Annotated in this window: 19 protein-coding genes and 1 pseudogene; 3 read left to right on the top strand and 17 right to left on the bottom strand. The window is 56.1% G+C overall.

Annotated features, from left to right (window positions below; translation table 11 throughout):
- Positions 1–219: 219 nt before the first annotated feature.
- Together istB and istA are read right to left on the bottom strand one after the other, a co-directional pair.
- Entirely contained in the window at positions 220–987 is a 768-nt protein-coding gene (gene istB, locus CR159_RS13940; protein WP_102074555.1) for an IS21-like element helper ATPase IstB, read from the bottom strand.
- A gap of 18 nt (positions 988–1,005) precedes the next feature.
- Complete coding sequence (gene istA / locus CR159_RS13935; RefSeq protein ID WP_102074554.1) at positions 1,006–2,529, bottom strand: IS21 family transposase; 1,524 nt, start codon at positions 2,527–2,529, stop codon at positions 1,006–1,008.
- Positions 2,530–3,073: 544 nt separating this feature from the next.
- Between istA and CR159_RS13930 the strand changes: the two genes are divergently transcribed.
- Both CR159_RS13930 and CR159_RS13925 read left to right on the top strand, forming a co-directional pair.
- Positions 3,074–3,478, top strand: coding sequence for a hypothetical protein (locus CR159_RS13930; protein WP_102074553.1), 405 nt, complete (start codon positions 3,074–3,076; stop codon positions 3,476–3,478).
- 206 nt (positions 3,479–3,684) lie between these two features.
- On the top strand, positions 3,685–4,500 hold the full coding sequence (locus CR159_RS13925; protein ID WP_102074552.1) for a hypothetical protein: 816 nt from the start codon (positions 3,685–3,687) through the stop codon (positions 4,498–4,500).
- 207 nt (positions 4,501–4,707) lie between these two features.
- On the opposite strand, the gene CR159_RS13920 is transcribed toward CR159_RS13925, so the two are convergent.
- The 11 genes and pseudogenes from CR159_RS13920 to CR159_RS13870 all read right to left on the bottom strand — a co-directional run bounded on the left by CR159_RS13920 (position 4,708) and on the right by CR159_RS13870 (position 13,646).
- Positions 4,708–5,157 carry an antitoxin Xre/MbcA/ParS toxin-binding domain-containing protein gene (locus CR159_RS13920; protein ID WP_102074551.1) on the bottom strand — a complete coding sequence of 150 codons (450 nt, stop codon included), beginning with the start codon at positions 5,155–5,157 and terminating at the stop codon, positions 4,708–4,710.
- A 240-nt stretch (positions 5,158–5,397) separates the two neighbouring features.
- Positions 5,398–5,628, bottom strand: coding sequence for a helix-turn-helix transcriptional regulator (locus tag CR159_RS13915; RefSeq protein ID WP_102074550.1), 231 nt, complete (start codon positions 5,626–5,628; stop codon positions 5,398–5,400).
- Positions 5,629–6,493: 865 nt separating this feature from the next.
- Positions 6,494–7,537, bottom strand: a complete 1,044-nt coding sequence (locus CR159_RS13910) for a hypothetical protein (protein WP_102074549.1) — start codon at positions 7,535–7,537, stop codon at positions 6,494–6,496.
- Positions 7,538–7,825: 288 nt separating this feature from the next.
- Positions 7,826–8,502 (bottom strand): annotated as a pseudogene (locus CR159_RS13905) (transposase); the annotation flags it as partial.
- 210 nt (positions 8,503–8,712) lie between these two features.
- Complete coding sequence (locus CR159_RS21695; protein ID WP_199173325.1) at positions 8,713–8,856, bottom strand: cytochrome b/b6 domain-containing protein; 144 nt, start codon at positions 8,854–8,856, stop codon at positions 8,713–8,715.
- Positions 8,857–9,048: 192 nt separating this feature from the next.
- Positions 9,049–9,513 carry a hypothetical protein gene (locus tag CR159_RS13895; RefSeq protein WP_102074548.1) on the bottom strand — a complete coding sequence of 155 codons (465 nt, stop codon included), beginning with the start codon at positions 9,511–9,513 and terminating at the stop codon, positions 9,049–9,051.
- Complete coding sequence (locus tag CR159_RS13890; RefSeq protein ID WP_102074547.1) at positions 9,510–10,004, bottom strand: MarR family winged helix-turn-helix transcriptional regulator; 495 nt, start codon at positions 10,002–10,004, stop codon at positions 9,510–9,512. Before CR159_RS13890 ends, CR159_RS13895 begins: the two co-directional genes overlap by 4 nt.
- 162 nt (positions 10,005–10,166) lie before the next feature.
- Complete coding sequence (locus CR159_RS13885) at positions 10,167–10,628, bottom strand: methyltransferase family protein (RefSeq protein WP_102074546.1); 462 nt, start codon at positions 10,626–10,628, stop codon at positions 10,167–10,169.
- Positions 10,629–10,646: 18 nt separating this feature from the next.
- The gene (locus CR159_RS13880; protein ID WP_102074545.1) at positions 10,647–11,357 is read right to left on the bottom strand and encodes a Crp/Fnr family transcriptional regulator; all 711 of its coding nucleotides are present in this window, start codon (positions 11,355–11,357) and stop codon (positions 10,647–10,649) included.
- Positions 11,358–11,447: 90 nt separating this feature from the next.
- Positions 11,448–13,352, bottom strand: coding sequence for a heavy metal translocating P-type ATPase (locus tag CR159_RS13875; RefSeq protein WP_199173324.1), 1,905 nt, complete (start codon positions 13,350–13,352; stop codon positions 11,448–11,450).
- Positions 13,353–13,424: 72 nt separating this feature from the next.
- On the bottom strand, positions 13,425–13,646 hold the full coding sequence (locus tag CR159_RS13870; protein WP_102074544.1) for a heavy-metal-associated domain-containing protein: 222 nt from the start codon (positions 13,644–13,646) through the stop codon (positions 13,425–13,427).
- Positions 13,647–13,946: 300 nt separating this feature from the next.
- Between CR159_RS13870 and CR159_RS13865 the strand changes: the two genes are divergently transcribed.
- Entirely contained in the window at positions 13,947–14,441 is a 495-nt protein-coding gene (locus CR159_RS13865) for a hypothetical protein (protein ID WP_233208318.1), read from the top strand.
- Between the two features lie 126 nt (positions 14,442–14,567).
- Here CR159_RS13865 and CR159_RS13860 read toward each other — a convergent pair whose 3' ends face one another.
- Genes CR159_RS13860 through CR159_RS13845 form a run of 4 tightly spaced genes read right to left on the bottom strand, consistent with a single transcriptional unit; the run spans position 14,568 to position 21,287 of the window.
- Positions 14,568–15,773 carry a DUF3322 domain-containing protein gene (locus tag CR159_RS13860; protein WP_102074543.1) on the bottom strand — a complete coding sequence of 402 codons (1,206 nt, stop codon included), beginning with the start codon at positions 15,771–15,773 and terminating at the stop codon, positions 14,568–14,570.
- Complete coding sequence (locus CR159_RS13855; protein WP_102074542.1) at positions 15,770–19,165, bottom strand: ATP-binding protein; 3,396 nt, start codon at positions 19,163–19,165, stop codon at positions 15,770–15,772. The genes CR159_RS13860 and CR159_RS13855 overlap by 4 nt, the downstream gene beginning before the upstream one ends.
- Positions 19,158–19,805, bottom strand: a complete 648-nt coding sequence (locus CR159_RS13850) for a DUF4194 domain-containing protein (RefSeq protein ID WP_102074574.1) — start codon at positions 19,803–19,805, stop codon at positions 19,158–19,160. Before CR159_RS13850 ends, CR159_RS13855 begins: the two co-directional genes overlap by 8 nt.
- A gap of 39 nt (positions 19,806–19,844) precedes the next feature.
- Positions 19,845–21,287, bottom strand: a complete 1,443-nt coding sequence (locus tag CR159_RS13845; RefSeq protein ID WP_102074541.1) for a DUF3375 domain-containing protein — start codon at positions 21,285–21,287, stop codon at positions 19,845–19,847.
- Positions 21,288–21,311 lie beyond the last annotated feature (24 nt).

The raw sequence follows: 21,311 nt of genomic DNA, 5'->3' as shown, positions 1-21,311 counted from the left end.
CGTCAATTGCTGGAAAAGTCGCTCTTGACATGCTTGTTCCTGGTTATATGAGAGCTGCCTATTCGGCTCTCTCATCTTCTCAGGATGAGGTAAAGGCTGCCGAATCTCAAGGATTAGCGACCCTTGATGCGTATTCCGGTGAAGATGACCGCTGATTCCGGTCTATCGTGACCGCTGCGCATTCGATGATGTTACGCGTTCAGATTGTATAGGTAGCGGTCACGATAGGTCGGTGGTTTTCTCCTTTTTGCTTAATTTAGGCGGTTCCGCTCGTAGAGAGTCACCGGTCAGTGTGAATCGGTGGTTGCGTTGCATGATGCGGTCCAGGATGGCGTCGGCAATGGTGGCGTCGCCAATCCAAGCATGCCAGTGTTCAACGGGAAGTTGGCTGGTGATGACTGTGGCTTTGTTGCCAGCCCGGTCGTCGATGATCTCCAGTAGATCCGAACGCGTCATGCTGTCGATAGCGCCCATCCCCCAATCGTCCAGGATAAGTACGTCGGTCTTGGCCAGCTGCAACAGCCATTTGCCGAACACCCCGCTGCCGTGGCGGATGCGAAGTTCTTCCTGCAAGCGGGGTACACGTTGATAGAGCGCTGAGTGACCCCGCCGGCAGGCGTACTGCGCCAGGGCACACGCCAGCCACGACTTACCGGCTCCGGTGGGGCCGGTGATCAGCACGCTGTGGCCGGCGGTGACCCAGTCGCCCAGGGCCAGGCTCATCACCTCGCGCCGCTCGATGCCACGACCCGCCCGCGCATCGATATCTTCGATGGCGGCCTGTCCGTATTTCAGGTGTGCGTTCTTTAGCAGGCGCACCAGCTTACGGTCGTTACGCGCGTTGACTTCGCGGTCAATCAACAGCGCCACGCGTTCCTCGAAGCTTAAGGTGCCCATGATGGGCTGTGCCATTTGGTCTTCCAGGCCGGCGGCCATGCCGTCCAGTTTCAGTATGCGCAGCTGCGCCAGTGTGGTGTGCATCATCATTGTTTTCTCTCTCTTTTCTTATTGGTAGTAGCCAGGGCCACGCACGTGGGCATGGTGGGGGCTGACCCAGTCGCCGGCGACGACCGGCGCACTCTTGTCACGGTTATTGATCAGGATGTCGCGCACGTGGCGGTACTGGCAGGCGCCGATCTGCAAGGCCAGCATGCAGGCCGCCTCAAGGCGGATCTTGCCGTAGCGCTTGGCCAGCGAGAGCAGCCCCAGACAGGCGCGATAGCCATGCTCGGGATGCCGGTTCTCGGCCATCAACCGGGTCACTGCTTCGGCGGTGGCGGGTCCGATGCTTTTGCCCCAGTGGATCAGGCGCGCCGGGGTCCATTCCATGTGGGCGCGGTGCGCGGCCGGCATGTGCGCCGCCGTGGTGGTGAACCCACCGTGGCGGCTGTTGCGGGCGTGGCTGGCGACGCGCTGGCCGCGATGCAGGATCTCGACCACGGCAGTGGTGATGCGCGCTTCGAGCATCTGTCCGACCAGCGCATGCGGCACGCTGTAGCGATGGCGCTCGACCTCGACGTGGTAGTCGATATGCACCCTGACGCTCTTGAAGTGCGCCATCTCATAGCGCTGTAGCGGCAGCGCCAGCAAGGCCGGCGCATCGATCTCGGCGAAGGTACTGGCCCGGCTGCCGGGCAGCTTCTGGAACGGCTTGTCATTCAGGCGCGTCAGCAACGGCGCCATCGCCGCGTTGACCTCGTGCACGTTGGCAAACCGCTGGTGGCGCAGTCTGGCCATGATCCAGCGTTCCACAACCTGTACCGCCGACTCCGCTTTGGCTTTGTCTTGCGGGTGACGGGGCCGCGCCGGCAGGATCGACGTACCATAGTGGCGTGCGAAGTCCAGCACCGTGTCGTTGCTGCGTGGCTCGTAGCGGTTCGCCTCCGCGATCATCGCCTTCGGGTTATCGGGCACAATCAACTGTGGCACACCACCGAAGAAGGCCAGCGCTCGTGCCGTGGATTCGAGCCAGTCGACCATCGTTTCACGCGGCGTGGCGCACGCGTAAGTATAGCTGGAAGCGCCAAGAGCGGCCACGAAGATGTGGGCACGGCTGCCATCGGTCAGGGCAATGGTGGGGCCCGCGTAGTCGATGAACAGCTTCTCGCCGGCCCGGTGAATCTGACGCATCGAGCGCTTGAGCTGCTTGGCGAAGCGACGGTAATTCTCGCAGAATTGCGAGTAGCTGTAGGTCTGGACATCGGCGTGGTCGGCGCGATGTTCCTCCCACAACAACATCAACGTCATGCCCTTGCGGCGTAACTCCTGGTGCAGACGACCGTAGTCGGGCTGCACGTGGTCGCGGGGCTGTTCCGGCGCCACCAGCAGGCGCCGCTCCAGGGCGGCTTCGTCCAATGCCAGCACGGTCGACCAGTCCAGGCCAGCCGCTGCGGCCAAGCCGACATACTTGGTGACAACACCCTTTGAGATGCCCAGCGCCGTGGCGATCTGTTGGTGCGAGAGCTTGGCGTCCAGCTTTAAACGCAATACGTCTTTGATCTTACGCATAGTGATCCTTGATACCGGCACGCTGTCTCCAAGCAAAGGCTGGCAGCGTACCCGGTTGGTTGCTATATGCGTAACATCATTTGGGCGCAGTACGACGTCATTCCGGTATCGTGACCAGTGATTCCGGCATCGTGACCGCCGATTCCGGTGGCCCCGAAAATCGGTCACGATAGACCGGAATGGGCGGTCACGATAGGCCAGAACAACCGGTCACGATAGACCGGAATCACTGGTCACGATAGGCCGGAATACCCAGCTGTGATTCGGAGACTCGGCCCTTCCCTTGGCCTAAGTCCAATAGAAATCGCCTCCGTCCGCGTTAACGCAAACCTCCGAAGAAGCCTCGGCAGCAAACGGCCAGAGCCATTTGTCCACTGGTCGCCTGAACGCATCGCTGACAGTGACCTTGAAATTTTGAGGTTTGCGTAAACCGCCATCTTCCTCTCGTGCATTACTATGTTACGAATGGAAGCGAATCGATCCATCCACAGCAACCTGATTGGACTGGATTGTCTTCTTATCTTAATTAGGCCGCTTAAGGAGAGTTCAATTGGTGGACACTACAATGATTGCGTCAATTGCTGGAAAAGTCGCTCTTGACATGCTTGTTCCTGGTTATATGAGAGCTGCCTATTCGGCTCTCTCATCTTCTCAGGATGAGGTAAAGGCTGCCGAATCTCAAGGATTAGCGACCCTTGAGGAGGAGGCCAAGAAGCAGAGGGTCGTCATGGAGTTCCAAGCCCATCAGGCTCGCGTAGCTCAAGAGCTTGCCATCGCTGAGCGCATCGCTGCGTCGCATGAAGTTGTTATCGAGGAGTATTACGACGGCTCCGGAAAAGGTCACGCCGGCCTCAAGGCGGATGAAAAAACGATGTCTTTAGGTGTTAGCGGTGAAGGTCGGCGTGTAACTAAACGCGTGATTCGGTTTAGCGGCTGGACCGAGCAGCTCCTTCCCACGAACGAGGCCTAAAAACTCATTCAAGCCCAACCCGCTTCGCCGGTCGGCTTAATTTATGCGTGACAGGCTGCTTTGGGTCGCATCGAGACGCTAGTGATAGACTCAAAACGGCCTAAAGAGCTCCATCCATTTTTAGAGACCTTGCCTGCCTGCCTGCGGCCCACGATGCATTTGGTGCTTACCGATGCAATTAAGGCCTACTACTTTTGAGGATCAGCATGTCCTACCCGATGCATATCCTAGTCAACGACTTCGCACTCAGAAGTTTCCGTGAGACCGCAGATAAGGACTACATCACTGCACGGATGGCTTATCGAGCACGGCTGATTCAGCCGTTCCGGTGGTCGGCCCTGCACTGCCTGGAGAAGTATGTCAAAGGCATCCTTTTACTTAATCGCGTAGATACCAGAAAGTTAAAACACACAGTGCTTCCAGGCATCGAGAGGATGAAGCAGCATGGCAAATTCGAACTCGAGCTCAGTGCTGGTACCACCAAGTTTATTCAAAGACTCGAAGATGATGGGGCAGAGGATCGGTACTACTTGGTCTCCTACGACATTGAGGCGTTCGACATTGCCCGACTCGACCGCGCAGTTTGGGAACTCAGAAGGTACTGCCAGCCGCTGGACTGCGAAACCGTTGACGTGAACGGCAAGATGGTCAACTTGCTGCCCCTTGAGCTTGATCGCGTTCATCGGGCGAAGGAGAGGGAAGAGAAAGGCACATGCATTACGGGAGGCATCCTGGAAAAGATCGTCGAAAAGAAGGATCACCCAGCGCGTGAAGCACTGATCTGGAACAACCTGTGCTTCGGTCCGTCACGACGCAAGGCCGTGAAGATGCGACCGGACTGGGAAGCAGGCAACTCGCCGTTCTTCCTGCATCCCGAGATTATCGATGAGGTGGCCAAGTACGTGACCCTCCCGAAGGGTATGGCCGAGGGCGTACGCCAGTTCGCGAATCAGAAAGCGGCCGAGAAGGCGAAGGCAGAAAATGTTGCAAGGAAGGCAGCAAAGTCCGCAGTCAGGCAGTAGGGAAATACTGATTAAAGGGAAGCCAGAACGGCCCCTTCAAGAACAGCAGTTTGACTTACGTACGACCGCTCAGGGTCGACAGCGGCTGTTCGAGCCTACCAAGAGCGTACCCGATTAAACATTCCCACGCGTCAACACCGTCTTATATGCTCCACGGCAAATCACAAAATTCTGCCGCCGCATGGAAGGCATGGATATCGCTTAGCATTAGAGCGCATACCCTTCGGTAATTTGAAGCAACATCTCTTCAGCCAGGCGTGTTCCCTGTAACGTGAGCAGCATGGCCATCGGCGTTTTGCCATTAAATCGCTCTTTGGGCTTGTTTAGCCAGCGTCTGGCTTTCTGTGGGTCACCAAAAATAGCTTCAGCCATCGAAATGATGTGAGCGGCACGAAATAAGCGATCGCTCTCGTCTACGGTGAGGGGTTGCTCGTTGCTAAGGCGGATTTCCAGCGTGTGTAGAGCGATAATTTGATCACGCCCAGTAGTTGAAATGTCGCCTCTTTCACACATCGCTATGAGGCATGAAACCGGAAAACCCGCCACAATTTGTTGGTGGACCTGATTTTCGGTGGCATGTTCGGGAATCCTGAGCAAGGCGTTAAGACGCGAACGGTACTCGGCGTACAACGCATCGCCCATAATTTCAGCAAACATGGTTACCTTCCGTGTAAAGCGTGGCATCGGATGGGAGTTTTCGGACCACTCCGAGGTTCGGTCAGCTGGGACCAAGCTCATCATAGACAAAGGCAGGTAACTGTCGAAGTTGAATGCCTGTAATGGGTCGACAGCGCCAATTCGAGCCTACCATAGGACGTACGTTATTGAGTATCGCAATCGTGACAAACAAGACCCCCTCGCTCGCGAGGGGGTGAGCTAACAGGCGGCCTGCCGCATTTAGTGGACGGACCACGACTCCTGCGCAGCAAACATGCGTTCTTGCCACTTTCGCACAGCGACTTCAGACCAGTAGACATATTTCCCCACTCGCACCGGCGGTGGAAAGATACCCGCCTTCACCATATTTTCGATGGTGCGGGGGGAAACCTGGAGGCGCTCACACAGCCGCTCTTTTCCCAGCAGCGGCGCGATGGACCCAGAAAATGCGCTGTTTGTTCCTTGTGACATACCTATTCCTTAAAAATGTGGACCAGAGAATAGGTATAGGCACGGCACGGTGGGCACGAAGGGCTTTATCGCTCCGCCTTAAAAGAATTGCCCAGTCTTCTAAAAGCCGGAAGGCACTGTGCGGGAAACTTTTTAATTGCCGGCGATGGCAGCGTGACTGGCATTGGCTCGTGCGACCGTCGCAGTAAGGCCTCTGCCTAGGGATATGCTCTCTCTCACCTTCGAAATACGAACCTACCGATGGCCCGGATGAATCGGATCCTTTAAGTCCTGAATAGCTCCTAGACCGGAAGTGAGGCCCACTGCGGCTCTTTGGAGCGGCCTCGGATGAGCCCCCACCCTTATGTGTTGGTCGAAAAGATGAGCTTGCGCGGCGACTCGCGAGACATATCGTCGGTCCTCCGGTACACTTTCCTAAGATGTAAATCGTCTGTCACTTTTCTGTCAGTGCGATAAGAAACCGATTGCGCGTGACTGCGCTTCGTTTCGGTTAAGCGTTTGATTTTATTTATGTTTGCGTTTGGCTGCGGCGCCATTCCGGCCCTGGATCGAATTGAAAATCCTTGTGTCGGCGGTTCGATTCCGCCCCAGGCCACCAAATACACTAGTCTCAGCGCCCGCTGAGAGTGTGCTGTTAAGCATAAAACTGCCATGCAGCAACGTTATGCTTTAAATCTCGATCGGCGACATTATGCTTTATCGTGATCTGGGGCTAAGCTCAGAAGTTTTGCCCAGAGCGTCGGAGAAAAGCCAGTCATTTGACTGGCTTTTTTGTTGGTGCAGGTGCTTGGGATAAGTGCGAAGGTCCTGATAGACTGAGCAACTAATGGCTCCACTTTGGTAGGGCCTTACTCAAGTCCAGACCTTATAGCCCGGTACGCATGAACTTTTGATGTGCGGCGTTATGCCGCTTTTGCAACTCTTTCAAAGCGCTAGATGTGAGGCAATGTACCTTTTGTCCTGCTTTCGCTAGCTGCTCCCAAGCAAAATGTTCGTACTCTGGTGTAACGCCCATGGGCAAGTGTCGAACTTCCATTGGTTGATCACAGAGTCCTAAATTGTGTTGCGCGTCGAAGAAATCCGCAAGTTTGTCCCCGCTCTTGTCGAAAAGCGTCTTCAGATCCTCCCGGTTCAATGGAAGTTTCATACATTCGTTGTCTATCATGGAGCGTAAAACTATATTTGTAGGGAATCCGAAATACTCGGGGTGTCCTCCGGTAATACCGATGTATTGCGCCAAAGTGAGATCATTGGGTTCACAATGACTTGCCCAAACTGACGACATATCGCGAGCGATACGTCCTGGCGGAACGTCCCGCATGACTGCAATAAAATCCCTCGCCGACAGCGTGCCTTCAGTCACATACCAATCGCGATAGACGCCTCTAAGAAATTTTGTCCGTTGCTCAGGTGGTGACTGCTTCGCCTTGACCACCATTTCGTCGATAGTGATTCCACCATCATCGAGCTTCTCGAGTATTTTCTCTTGGTTGTCCGAAATTGCAATCAGGCGAGCCTGGATATCGTGAAGAGCCGGTACATGGCTGGCTAAGTACCCTTGACCACCGCCTGACGTGACGTTCAAGTACCAACACGCCGAGAACACCACGGAAACCATGCCCACTAGAAGCAAGGTGCCCCACCTCCAAGACTCCTGATAAAACTCTCTCACAGAAGCAACACGGGAGAAAATCTTCTCACGGTCCGCTAATTCAGCGTAGGTGGGGTATTTCATCGCCAAATAACTGTAATAGGCGAGGAGCGCAATGCTAGCAATGAGCAGGTACTTGCTAAATGAGAGGACTGGCGTCGCCAAGTCTACGACCGCACTTACTAGGGCCGAGATGCTTAAGACCCCCAGCGTCAATTTACGGAATACCGTTCCAACCACTTGATGAGGTGCTCTCATGCCCGCCCCTGTCTTGATATAAATTGTTCCGAATATTAACTATCGATACAAAAAATGACAATGCCGCCGCCCCAGCGTAGCAGGTGGCAGGTCGGAACGATTGGAAGACTTATTCGTTAAAAAACAACGGTCGGCGATGATATGCTTTATCGGGGGCCGGCGAGCGGCAGTGCCCCCATTGAACATCGGAAGTCCTGGCAGCCTTATGCTTTAATTCGCGGCACATTTATGCTTACCGGCACAGAAGATCACTTCCTTGGGTTTTTTTGTGCCTGCAATTTATGGCGTCTGTGTGCGTGGATTTTTGAAAGGACGCCAGTCGCTGCGTAACGCATGCCCTTGTGGGCAACGATACTCGTTTGCCTGCTCATCCCAAGCGAAGTCACTGCTTGAGAAGGTGCCGTCCTTGCGTTCTGTCTTATCCCAAACAGGAACGTGCGGTTCGATGCCCTTTTCCTGAATCATCCATCGGAGCATGGGACCCGTTCCATAGGCCGTATCGCCCACCAATCGGCGAGGCTTCAGATCGAAGCGTTGTGCGACCCGGTCCACCATGATCTTGGTCGACTCCACCTCTTGAGTGCGATATGCCGGTCGTCTTGACGCCAGTCGATGGCTTCAGTGCCGGGAGTACCACGCGCTCGGTTGGCGTCGGCCTTAATGACGCTGGCATCAATAGCAAACCCTTCGCCCGCCACAAGGCCTTCGGTTATGCACCAGCGCAAGACCGATTCGAACACATGGCGTAGTGCCTCACTATCACGAAATCGACCGTGTCGATTCTTGGAAAAGGTGGAGTGGTTGGGCACGGCATCGTCGAGCTCCAGGCGACTAAACCAACGATACGCCAAGTTCAGGTGAACTTCTTCGCACAGCCGACGTTCAGAGCGTATGCCCAAGCAGTAACCCACGATCAGCATACGCACCATCAGTTCCGGATCAATCGATGGCGTACCAGTGTGGCTCTAGCGGACGTTCATTACACAGCGACGCGCCGGCCCCTCTGTCCATACCATGGGCTGTCACCAACGTGGCTCGCAAGCCCCACCAACTGACTGATCTCAGCACATGTCGTCCGGCTGGCGACCGCGCAAACGGATCAATTGCCGAGCACTTCTCTGCATGAGCGTCGTGGCTAGCTGCACGGTGTTTCGTGTGCCGAGGTCGTCATGCACTCACCACATCCGCTTGAGAGTCTCGTCACGCCGGACGAAATGGTGGTACAGCGCCGCCCCGGCATGAATGACCAATAACGCGATCATCAGACGCGCGCCAAGTCCGTGCGGCCGACGCGGCAGAACCTCGTGGAAGTCGGACATTACTGCACCGGGCGCTCCGAAGACAGCCGGACCCGCGCCAGCCTGCCTGCCACGGTGGCATGGACGCCAACGGCGCAGGCTTGTGGTCGAAGCGCCACCACCAGAGGATTCGAAACGCTGTCAGCAGCAGGACGGTGATTGCGGTCGGGATATGCACGCGCAGCAGCGCGGCCTTGGCATGTGTAGCACCCCTCAGCGCGCCGCCGGCGGCACGGACCGCTTCGGCGACAGCCGACCGGTGAGCCGCAGACCGTCGCGCATGTTGAGCAGGAGTAACGTGATATTCACGGCGCCGGCCAGCAGCTCCACGCCTTGCAGCGCGTAGAACGCGCCGTCGAACCGCCCGGCGTTCGCCCACGATGCCAGTACAAAAGCGCTGGGCAGCAGCACCAGCAGGCCGTTGGCCGCCACGCCCTTCATCCGTCTCATCTTGACGTCGACGAGGCGGCCGCGGCGCCCCTTCGCGAGCGAGAAACCACTGCCCCCGGTAGCAGCCATCGCGGGGATCAGCAGCCACATGCCGGTCAGCACCGCGTTCTTGACGGCCACGACGCCCGCCTGAGTCAGGAAGAGCTCCGACACGACCGTCGAGAGCCAGAACGTGGCAATGCACAGGAGCGCCACGGCTCCGAAGATTCCATGCAACTTCGATTTCATGATTCGACCTTTGAGGAAAGATTGGGGGTATGCAGTTCGTGCAGCATCGTTTCGAGCGTCCCGGTGGCCGCGTGGGCTTGTGCGAACGGAATCAGTGCGGCCAACTCGATCGCCTGGGCGGCCCACAAGGCATCGGCTTGCCGGTACAAGGCGAGGCCTTGGGGCGTCAGCACATAGAGCGGCGAGCGCCGGTGCGCCGGGTTCGGGCGCGCCTCCACCAGCCCCTGTTCCAGCAGCAGGTTGAGCTGCTTCTGCGCGCCCTGTCGCGTAACGCCCATCGCCTCTGCGATCTGCGGCGCTGTCAGCGGCGTGCCGGCGAGCGCGATAGCGCCAAGCATTTGCCAGCGTGCACTGGTCAGGCCGAGCGGCGCAACCAACTGGTCGCCCCAGTGCAGCAGCACGCCATTAAGGCGGAACACCCTCAACACCAGTTGGGTGACGGCTGCGGCTCCGGGTTCCGGTGTTGTCGGGATGGGGTCTCTACGGTTCATGACAACCAGTTTCCATCATTGGAAACTGGTTGTCAATAGAAATGTGGAATTGGATCAAGATCGTCACCACAAGGTCTCGGCAGGTGCGGGCTCGATGGCGGGAGGCCGCCGTTCATCCTCGTGCTGCTGGTCCATTTTTTTGGTAATTTTTCGGTTAAACCGCTATAGCCACCTGCGAACGTTACTCTTGTAAGACAGGAACTTCGCCTGGAATTTTTCCTCCAGCAGACGTTCTTCAGGAATGATCTGAAAGCGCGTGATGTAGGCAATAAAGATGAATGTGCCGAGTATCGACAGTAGATTGCCTAAATAAAACATCCATCCAACAAGCACGAGCAGCACACCGAGATACATGGGGTTTCGGCTGTAGCGATAGATGCCTGAACTGACCAGCGAGGAGGATTCTGCCGGGCGTTTTGGATCTATGGTGGTCCGGGCACGCTTGAATGTGGCAATGCCCGTCAGGCTGACGGCAGTGCCCAGCAGAGCTATGGCGACTGCCGCCGCGACATTATGAAGCCAGGCTATGGTCAGCGCCGGAAAGAGCTCGGATGCCAACCACATGAGCAGCGCGCTGAGCAGCATGACCAGGGGCGGCGGAATGAGTAATTCGAATCGTTTCATGGCTATCCCCAATCAGCGCTATTCAACAAGCAAGAGGGCATCAAGGTCAAGAATGGTGACCTTGCGCTGCCCGGTCTGCAAAATCCATCCTGCTGCTTCAAATTCACCAAGCCTGCGGCTCACGGTTTCAGGTGTCGTTCCCAGGAAGGATGCGAGATGCCTGCGGCTCATGGGCAGGCTGAAGTTAGTAGAGTTGTCTTGTTCTGCCAGGTCGGTCAGGTACTGCGCCAGGCGGGCATTGATGGATGCCGTGGCGATTGCCGCAGTTTGCTTCTCGCTGGTACTCAGACGTCTTGATAGCTCAGCCAGCACATGCAGGCTGATTTCAGGGTATTGAAGCAGAAGCTCGCGCACGTCAGCCCGATAGATGGCACAGATCTCCGATGGCTGCATGGCCTCGGCGTAAGCGTCGTGGTCGGTGGAGGAAAACAAGGCCATTTCCCCGGCAAAATCACCCGATTTCAGGATACGCACAAGCTGTTCCTTACCAGTATCGGAAAGTCGATACACCTTGACCTTTCCTTTGTGAACGATATAGAGCTTATCGGATGGATCGCCAGCACGATGAATGAATTGCCCGCGTTCATACGTACGCATGGCTGCTTTATCGGCGACAACGGCAAGCACCTCGGAAGGTAAATGGTTGAAGATCGGCACCCGTGAAACGCAGAGCACGGGTATATGCTCGCAGCTTGCATCAGACGGTGAGGAAAGGGGCTTAGGGCTCATGCTGGATTGCTCATTTGGGAAGTCGCGTTGTAACTGACGCTCCGGGCCGATAGGCTGGAGCGTCTCATTTCACTGCAGCCTTGCTGAGTTTCAGGCAGTTTGGCAGCGCGTGCTGTGGCTTGTGGGCCCTTGGGCTTCGTTTTCGGATTTCCCACGTGCCCGATAGCGGATGAGTCTAACGGCATTAAGCGTCACCAGTAGTACGCTCAGTTCATGGACGAGCATGCCCGAAGCCAGGAATATCTTGCCCAGCAGCACGCCAGCGAGCAACAGAACCACAGTGCCCACGGCCATTATCGTGTTTTGCTGCATATTGCGCACGGTGGCCTTGGCAAGGGAATAGGCATGTGCGAACTGATCCAGCCTGTCCGACATCAGGACGATATCGGCCGCTTCCATCGAAATATCAGTACCGCCAACCCCCATGGCCAGACCGACATCGGCCGTCGCGAGCGCAGGCGCATCGTTGATGCCGTCTCCTACCATGGCCACGCGATAGCCTTGGCTCTTCAGCTCGTTGACCCACTTCACCTTGTCTTGCGGCAGCAGTTCAGCGTGCACGGCATCCAGACCCAGCTCGTCGCCCACCAACTGCGCCGTATGTCGGTTGTCGCCCGTCAACATGATCGCCTGCTTCACACCCGCACGGCGTAGTTGCTGGACGGCGCGCTTGGCTTCTGGCTTGATCTGGTCCGCAATCGAAATCACACCAGCCAACTGCTTGTCGATGGCGATCAGCACAGCGGTATTGCCCGCCTTCTCGCGTTCGGTGGCGTAGGCATCGACCGGCTCCACGATAGATACGCCATGGTCTACCATGAGTTTGCGATTGCCAATGGCCAGATGCTGTCCCGCGACGGTGGCGACCATGCCACCGCCTTTGACGATGGCGACATCTTGCGGTGCTTCGCTCAGGGCCAGTTCACGCTTTCTGGCTTCAGCCACGATAGTCTGCCCCAGATGGTGTTCGGAAAACCTCTCGGCCTCGGCCACCAGGCGCAGCAGCGTATTTTCTTCCATGCCCCAGCTTTTCACTTCGGTGACTTCGGGCTTGCCTTTGGTCAGGGTGCCGGTCTTGTCGAAAATGACCAGGTCGATCTTGGAGAGCTTCTCCATGATTTCGCCGCCCTTGACCAATACCCCGTTGCGCGCCCCATTGCCTATGCCCGCCACCATGGAAACCGGTGCGGATATGACCAACGCACCAGGACAGGCGATGACCAGGAAGGTCAGTGCCAGTTCCACGTTGCGTGAAAAGGCATACACCAGGATGGAAAGGACGACGATGGTTGGCGTATAGATATTGGCGAACCGGTCCAGGAATTTTTGCGTGGTGGTCTTGGATTCCTGAGCCTCTTCCACCATCTCGATGATTTTGGCAAAAGTGGTGTCATCGCCCACACGGTCGGCGATGACTTCAATGTAGCCGTTATCGATGATGGTGCCGCTGAACACGCGGTCGCCCATGGACTTGCTGGCCGGGACGGATTCACCGGTAATGGCCGCCTCGACAATCAACGCCTGGCCTGAAACGATGGCGCCGTCCACGGCAACTTTCTCGCCGGAGCGGATCAGCACTCTATCGCCTTTGATGACTTCTTCGACGGGCAGCTTGATGTGGCCTTCGAGGCGAATCACCGTGGCTTCGGTCGGCGTCTGGTCGATGAGGTTGCGCAGGGATGAACGCGTCTTTTCCAGCGTGCGCGATTCCAGATAGGCGCCAAAGATAAATAGAAAAGTTACGACTGCCGACTCGACATACTCGCCGATGATCAAGGCGCCGATGACCGCGATGGTGACCAGCAGTTCAATGCTGAAGGCCTTCATGCGCAGCGCCTTGAAGGCTTTGATGGCAATAAAGTAGCCCGCAAACAGCGAGGACGCGATCAGGACATAGTCCTTCCATTGCGCATGCCCGGCCCAATGCAGGCCAAAGGCAATCAGCAGCATCAGGCCGGTGATGCCGGCAATCTGGGAATTTTTAAGGTTATTCATCTCATGCTCCAATGCGCCCAAATTCAGGTGACCGGACATGGATCGCCAATGACGACCCATATCCCAACGTGTTTACGAGACCTTCTTCGATAACACCGGATAGCCGAGTCGTACGATCGTGCTCTCCAACGTATCGGCATTCGTCTTGGACTCATCGAATTCGGCTCGAACACGGCCTGAGTTGAACAACACTTGGACGTCGCTTACGCCGTCGACTTTCCGGACTGTATTTTCGATTTTCTTCACACAGGAAGGGCAGGTGAAGGGCTCCATGTTGAAAACGACTTTTTTCATTTCTTGCTCCTGGTTGATGACGTGATGACTTCATCCTAAGCGAGCAAGACACTTTCAAGCATTGATGGGTGACAAGTTTCAGAATTGAAAAAATCAATAGTGACGCAGGTCAATTTCATTTATGGCAGCGTTATCCGAACCCATATCGTGCGGGCGGAATATAAAAACTTTTTCTAGTTAAAAAATGACAGCCGTCAATTTGTTTATCTTCGAGGCTGAGTAGCATGACTACTGTTGATCGAATGTGTTGTTGCTACACACACGAACGAGCACACCCTTTAATTCAGTCTGGAGTTAATCATGAAATTACCTGCACACCTCGTATTTGCTGCTCTGTTGGCATTTCCCCTCAGCACCATGGCCGGTACAGCCATCGCTGCAGATACCGCACATAGCCATGGCCATGAGGTGCATGGCGCTATGGAGCTGAACCAGGGGCAAAAATGGGAGACTGATGCAGCGTTACGCCAAGGTATGGGCGCGCTGCATCAGATTGTTTCGAGAGGTCTGGACACAGCACACAAAAATGCACTGAAACCAGATGACTATAAAAAAATGTCTGGGGGAATCATGACGCAGTTCACCTATATCGTCGAAAACTGCAAGCTAGAACCTGAAGCCGACGCTCAGCTTCACATTCTGCTTGGCAATATCAGTCAAGGCGTCGATGTCATTGAGGGCAAGGTGTCGGGCGAGCAACCGGAAGAGGGGCTAATCAAGATGGCTCAGGCGCTGAACAGTTACGGGTCGTATTTCGACCATCCGAACTGGAAAAATTTTGATGTGTCCCACTAAGTACGTATGAACGTGCGTTGGGCATTGCCAGCGCCATCACCCAACAGGCCCTGTGGCAGCTACACCGACATTTTTAACAATAGCTTTGCCGTTGTGGCGCCACCGGTAATCGCCAACTCAATCACTTTACGACAATTTGGTTTTATCCAGTGCACGCTGCAGCCAGCCAAAAGATATGCGTTCCTGTTCCAGCCGCACGCAGAAGTCATTCTGCAGCCGCTGCCAGCGTATATCGTCATACACGCTCCGTTCTTCCGGTGTCAGGCGAGTCAACTCCCGTAAGGTCGGCGAAGGTTCAACACCCCATTGCCCACGGTGGGCCGTCAGGGTTTCGTTGTCCATCAGGAACGACATGACGTGCGGCATATGGCTGCGCAACTGATCCAGGATGGCGAAACCGTGCGTATCGATGTCCCCCCAGTAATACATGACCTTATTTTCCAGCCATTTCGCTTGCGCCAGCATGTCGAAACCGTAGCCTGCGCCAAACACCACCATGCTGTCCGCCAAAGCGGGAAAGGCAAGGAAATTCACCTCGTTTTCAGTAATAAAGACTCGCGATGCCGCGGGATAAAGCCTGGCAAAGGCGTCCTGCGTAATGGTAATGTCTTGATCCGTACCGCCCGGAAACAGGGCTTGCCGTGGATCCAGCAAGCGAAACCGCACACGTAGTGGTCTTTCGCGAAAGCCGTAGCGCGACAGAAAATTGCTGGTCCCGGTCACCGATGTGTCGATAGCAGACGCGGGCAAAATAATATCCAGCAGCTCCGACAGCACTGGGCGACGCCCTTCAATGAATTTACTGTGCATGCCAGGCAGATCAACCTGCCGCAGGTAAATGCCGGGGCGCGGATGGGCATGCAGCCAAGTCGCAATGTCCAGCAGACCGGACCAATCGTCGGCCAGCGCCAATCCTCGCAAAGGATACCTGGCCAGCCACGGCAACAAAGACGGCATCCGGGTACGAGTTTCGTCCACGATATCCGCAAACCGCAAAACCTCACGCCCCCGGCCTATCAGTCCAAACGCATCTTCGGGAGTGTCGACCCAGGCTTCATCCGGTAGAGCATTGCTGCCGATCACACGATGCCGGATAGTGCGCCAAGTCAGCCGATAGCTTTTTTTGGAATCGATTTTGGCCTGCGACTGCAAATCGCGTACCCATTCACGCACCGCCTCGAACCGTTCTGACATGTCGGTTGAGCTAGGCCCTTTTAGCACCAAGCGCAATGGAAACAAATCGGCAGGCTCGACCAGGTTGCGCAATAGCACGCCCTGACTCCAGCGCTTCTGTACCTGGGCACGCAAGTCTGCCGGCGTAGTCCAACTCAAGGCAACGCCCTGTCAAGATCGCCATAAGCCTGTTTTTCCCTATGATATTCCTCGATGCTGAGGTTGCGCAGGCAGGAGGTTCGCCCATCCGTATTGTCAACAAAGCCGACGCTGGATACGAACGGTTCGATGATATGAATTTTCTGCAGAGGCGTCACGATAAGCAGTTGCAAGTTCAGTTGCCGAAAAAGGTTCAGCCCATACTGGGCCGATTCGTCCGACCCGCGGCCAAACGCTTCATCTATAACGACAAAGCGGAAGGAACGCGACCGCACGGCGCCCCACTCCAGGCCGAACTGATAGGCTAGGCTGGCGGCCAGAATAGTATATGCAAGCTTTTCTTTTTGACCACCTGATTTTCCTCCAGAGTCAGAATAGTGCTCATGCTCGCTATCGTCTTCGCGCCAACGTTCGCTGGCGGCAAAAACAAACCAATTGCGTACGTCGGTTACCTTGCTCGTCCAGCGGCGGTCGTGCTCGGTCGTTCCTTCCCGTCCGCGAAAGCGCTCGATAATGTGCTTGACCTGCAGGAATTTGGCCTCGGAATACTGGGCATCGTCGGAACCGGTAAGCGCCCCTTCGGTACACGCGCGCAAGTCGGTCTGGAAGTCACGAATATCTGTATCGGCGGCAAGCTGCGCCTCCAGCACAATGTAGCGACCGGTGTTGTAGTCAATCTGTGTCAGCGATTCATTGATGCGGGCAATTCGTTCACGGATGGTTTCTCGTTCGCGGTTAAGTTGCGACTGGAAATTGGCCACTTCACGTATTGTGTTCTCGTTTAGAAGTTCCTTGAAACGGGCTTCGAAACGCGGCAAGTCATCGGCATGAAGCTGATCCAGCATGGCGCGGTATTCGTGACTAGCCTCAAGGCTAATGTCGACCTCCTGGGTCTCCAACCTATAGGCCTCTGTATATTCGGTCATAGCCCGGATGATTCCCGCGGCCAGGCGAGCCAGCCGTTTGTCGTCGGCGTCGATGCGCTCTTGCAGCCAACGGCGCATTTCCTGCTCACGGGGGTCGCAGGACTCGACACTGGATGGCAATTCGATCGCGGCTTCAGCCAGCATCGGCTCAATGCGCTCGAAATGGGACGCCTGAACGGAAAAATCAGCAGTCTCGCACACGGCCCTGACCTGATTAAGCAACGCCAGGGCATCGGAATGCTTCTGTTGCGCCCTTGACTGCGCATCCTTGCGCTTATCCAACTGCAGATCCGTGTCAGCCAGCACCGCCAGCAGCTCTGTCAGACGGCCGCTGAGTATGGCCAGTACGTCGGAGGCGGCTTCAAGTTCGCGCTTTTCGTTTTGCAGGCGAGTAATATCAAGTGCCAACGGTTGCCAATCGAGTTCACGAAAGTCACGATACTCGTCCAGCTTGCCCAAGGTTCCCAACTGTTGCTTCAGCGCAGCCTGTTCCTTCTGCAGCAAAGCAATACTGCCGCCCAGCTTCGAAATTTGCGCCTGCAAAGACCGCGCCTGGTTCTCCAGCGCGGCAATCTTGGCTTCATTGCTCCAGCCGAGCACGTAACGGCTGCGGTCATCGATGCGATGGCGATCATCCTTTTCGTGCCGCTCCCCAGGCGCCTTGATTTGCCCGTTACGAGTGATGGCCCTGGTTTCGCGACGGAACTGTTCTTGATTAGCGCAGCAGGCCACATCAAAGCGGTGACCTATTTCTGATTCCAGCCATCGATAAAAGCTCGAATCAGGTTTGATCGAAAGCTTGCGCACCAGCGAATCCGGATGCAAAGCAGGTTGATCGCCACGGGGTGACGTCCGCGCGGCGCGCACACGAAAATAGACCAGGCGCCCCTTTAGCCGGGTACGATCCACCCACTCAGCCACCTGAGGATAATGCGTATCGGGCACCAGCAAGGACAAACCAAAACTGCGCAACAGCCGTTCGGCAGCACCTTCCCAGTCCTTTTCATCATCGCGCACCTGGATCAATTCTCCGGCAAACGGCATATCGGCCTCTGACAGGCTTAACGCGGAGCATAATGCAGCACGCATGGCAATCTGTTGAGTCTCAATATTGCTGCGCCGCGATTTCAGGCTGTCGATATCCTGCGTCAGAAGCTCGTATTCCCGCCGCATCTGAGCAAAGTCGACCCCGGCTTCGTTCAGCTCGTTTTGCACCGTCGCCTCGCGCGCGACGGTCGTTTCGTGCATGCCTTGGCGCAGTCCGGCCTGCGCCAGAAAATCATCCGCATTCTGCAAGGAAGGCAAACCCAGTACAAGACTTAGTTTTTCATACTGTTGCCGCTTGACCAAGCGGCGCATGCGCTCCGCTTCTTTCTGCGTCAATTCGATTTCAAGCCGCTCGATCCGGTCGCCGCCATTATCGGCAATGGCGCGTCGTAGATCGCGTTCTTGCGCTCGTTGTCCATCGCGCGTTTCAGCAAGCTGCGCGATCTGACCGGCAAGGCGCCCGGATTCCTGACCCAGGGCTTCCAGGCGATTTTCCAGTAGACTTGCTTTAAGCCCGGCAAAATACGATCCGAGCGCATCGCGGCAGGCTCGCGACTGCCCTATACCGTCCAGTAGCGCTGCATGCCGCTGACAATCCGCCACCAAAGGCGTTAACAGCTCAACTTGGCGCTTAGCCTTCAGAACCGCCTCATGAGCCCGGTGCAAGTCATCGAAATGTGCGATCAGCGCCTGAATGCGCGGCACAACGTCGAACGGCTCCAGCATGTGGCTGCGGACGAAGTCAGTCAGGTTGCCCACCGACTTCATCGACACGGTTTGATGAAACAGCTCCAGTGCCTGGTCGTTGGCTATGCCAAATCGGCGTCGGAACGCCGCGCTATATGGGGGGAAGGAATCTTCGACGTCTGCCCCGCCCGCCCGCAAACGCTTGCGCAACTGGACGATATCGGTACCGAACTCCGCAAAATCGCCGGCGATCGACAGTTCGTTATCCGCCACGACATAAAAGCGCACAGGCTGGCCTTGAGGTTCCTTGAACCAGAACACTTGCGCCAGCGTCACTGTCTGATCATATCCAGCGTTATGGAAAACGCCCAGAATCACCGAGTAACTATTCTGATCGCGCAGCGCAACCGGCCGGCCCGCTCCGCCGACCTCGTTGCGTTCCGACTTGTAATGGCCCAACACGTACGAGCGCAGCGTTCGCTCGCGTGCTTCCGCACCAGCCGCCTTGTTGTAGGCAATCCGCTGAGCAGGAACCAGCAACGTTGTTACCGCATCGACGAGCGTCGATTTGCCCGAGCCGATGTCGCCCGTCAGCAGCGCATTATGGCCGTCGGGACGAAGTTGCCACACGCGGCGGTCAAATGTCCCCCAATTGAAGACCTCCAGCCGGGCAAGCCGGAAGCCGGAGCGCCCGTCGTCTCCTAGAAAATCCAGGCCCGGCATGTCATTCATCATTGGGTCCTGTTGGAAGAATGGCGGCCTGAGTTTGCAATGATGCCCGATAAGCCGCCAGATTCCGATCGAACTGGGCAAGCCACTGGGCATCGACAAACGCCTTCAAAATACGCTGTACCTCAATCATGCCATCTTGCCCGCGCAATTTGCGTACAAAACCCAGCTCGGCCACTTTATTGATATGCGTGTCGATTTGATCCACCAAACGGGTTTCGTTACTGCCCGCCGGTAGAAAAACGCGCATCAAATCGACTACATCGCTACGTGCCAGAATCAACCGGGTGTCGCTGCCGCTAGCGTCGAATTCAGCCAGTTTTTTACGTAGCAGCGCCAGCAACAGGCTGACGGGAAATGATAATGGTCGGCGCGCGACCAGGCGCGGCAACTTTGAGTCGTCTGACTCTTGCGTGTCGGCTTGCATTCGCAAGAACGCGTAGCCTTCCGTTTCGTCCAGCATCAGCGTCAAGCCCAGTACGCCAATGAAGTCGCGCACACGGCCCTGCAGCGTTAACAATGCGGCCCATTGCGCCGCGTCTTCGCGATAGACAATTCCTTTAAGTAAAGGAATCAGCACCCGGGCCAATTCTGGATCGCCGGCGGCGCTGGTGTCGACCAGCGACTCGGCCGGACTAGTCATATCTTGCATTTTTTTCGCACAGCCTATTTGTCGTAAAGTCTATTTGATATACACCACCCGCGGCATCACGGCCCGCTTCCAGCTCCCGTCGATGGCCTGCCAGGTAATGCTATCGTTTGCATCGTCATCCAGCATTACCTTGCCGTCTCCCCGTTCGCTAGCCAGCTGCAAATAAGCAATAAGCTCGGCAAGCCCCTGCTGAAGAGGATACTCTGCCATCAATTCCGCCAGTGTGATTTGAGAGCGGTTCTGCAAAGCCCGGCGCACGCGTTGCGACAGCTCCGCGCTATCGACCGTAAACTGGGAAAACAACGCCGTCGCATCGATATCCGTATCGCCCACGTCAAGTTTGCTGCTGCTAATCAGCGGTTTAATGGGAAGCGTATGCAACGGTCGCTCCATCGGCAATGCAACATCGGCAGCCGTATCGTCAATCTGCATGAAACTGCCGGAAGGCGCCACGTCTCGCACCGCCATCGCCTGGCTTTCAATGCCCCGCAGCAAATCCATAATGCGACGATTCTCCAGATAGGCCTGATCGTCAAGGAATCGGCGCAACTGCTGCGACAACAGGGCGACCGTGCGCTGCGTATGCTCGCCCGCTTCGAGCCAATCGTAATGCACGCGGCGCGTGCGAACATCGGGCTTAAGCTCAACAATGGGCGGTAGTTGCAAGACTTTGTCCAGCAGTTGAGTCAGTTCTTCCTGCCGGTCGTGAGACATCAGGAAATCCCAAAATGCCCGGAAGCTTCGGCCTTGGTCGGAATCGACAATCAAATCGCGCTCGCCAATGATTTGTGCCAGCAATTCGCCTTTACTGCCCTCCCACAACGCGATGCGCTCGCGGACGTGCCGATCAAGGCCACGAAAATTTTGCTCTACCTCGCGAAAGTCTCCCAACAGCTCGCGCGCCAGTCCCATGAATTGTTGAAAGCGATCCCGGATCGCCGTATCGTCCAGCAACGATAACTGCCCCTGCGAAACCAAAGCGATTTCCTGGTCGATTTCAGCGCGCTGTTTTTGCAGCTCCAACAAGCGTACTTCAGGATCAGTTTCGCTGCCCTGGCTCATTTGCTTGAGTAAGTCGAACAATGTAAGCAGACGAGACTCGGTACCCACAAAGCTGCGCTCGGTGAGGCTGGTTAGCCAGCCTATGGCTTTTTCCGTGGCGGGCATTAGGTCAAAATGAGGCTCATCGGAGTCGTTAGGGTAAAACTTGCGCAACCAACTGCGCTCGTTCGCGGCCCAGTCGTTCAAATAATCTTGCGCTCGTTTTGGAAACACCTCGGGGCCCAACTGCTCTCGCAGAGCAAACAACGTGTCTTCCAGTGCTTCGATAAGATCGGCCTGGCTTATGACCCGTACATTGGGCGCAACGAAAACGCGATGTAGAAAACTGGCTACTAAAGGAGCAGAGTCGGCGAGTAACAGACGCCATGCCGGATGCCGCCGTTGCATCGCCTCAAGGGTTGCATAGTCCATGGCCTACTTCAGTCTAATGTTGCA

It is taken from the genome of Pollutimonas subterranea (assembly GCF_002849655.1).
In the GTDB taxonomy this organism is placed as follows: domain Bacteria; phylum Pseudomonadota; class Gammaproteobacteria; order Burkholderiales; family Burkholderiaceae_B; genus Pollutimonas; species Pollutimonas subterranea.
Note: the sequence above shows the minus strand (reverse complement) of the source record. Positions and strands in the feature narration are given on the sequence as shown.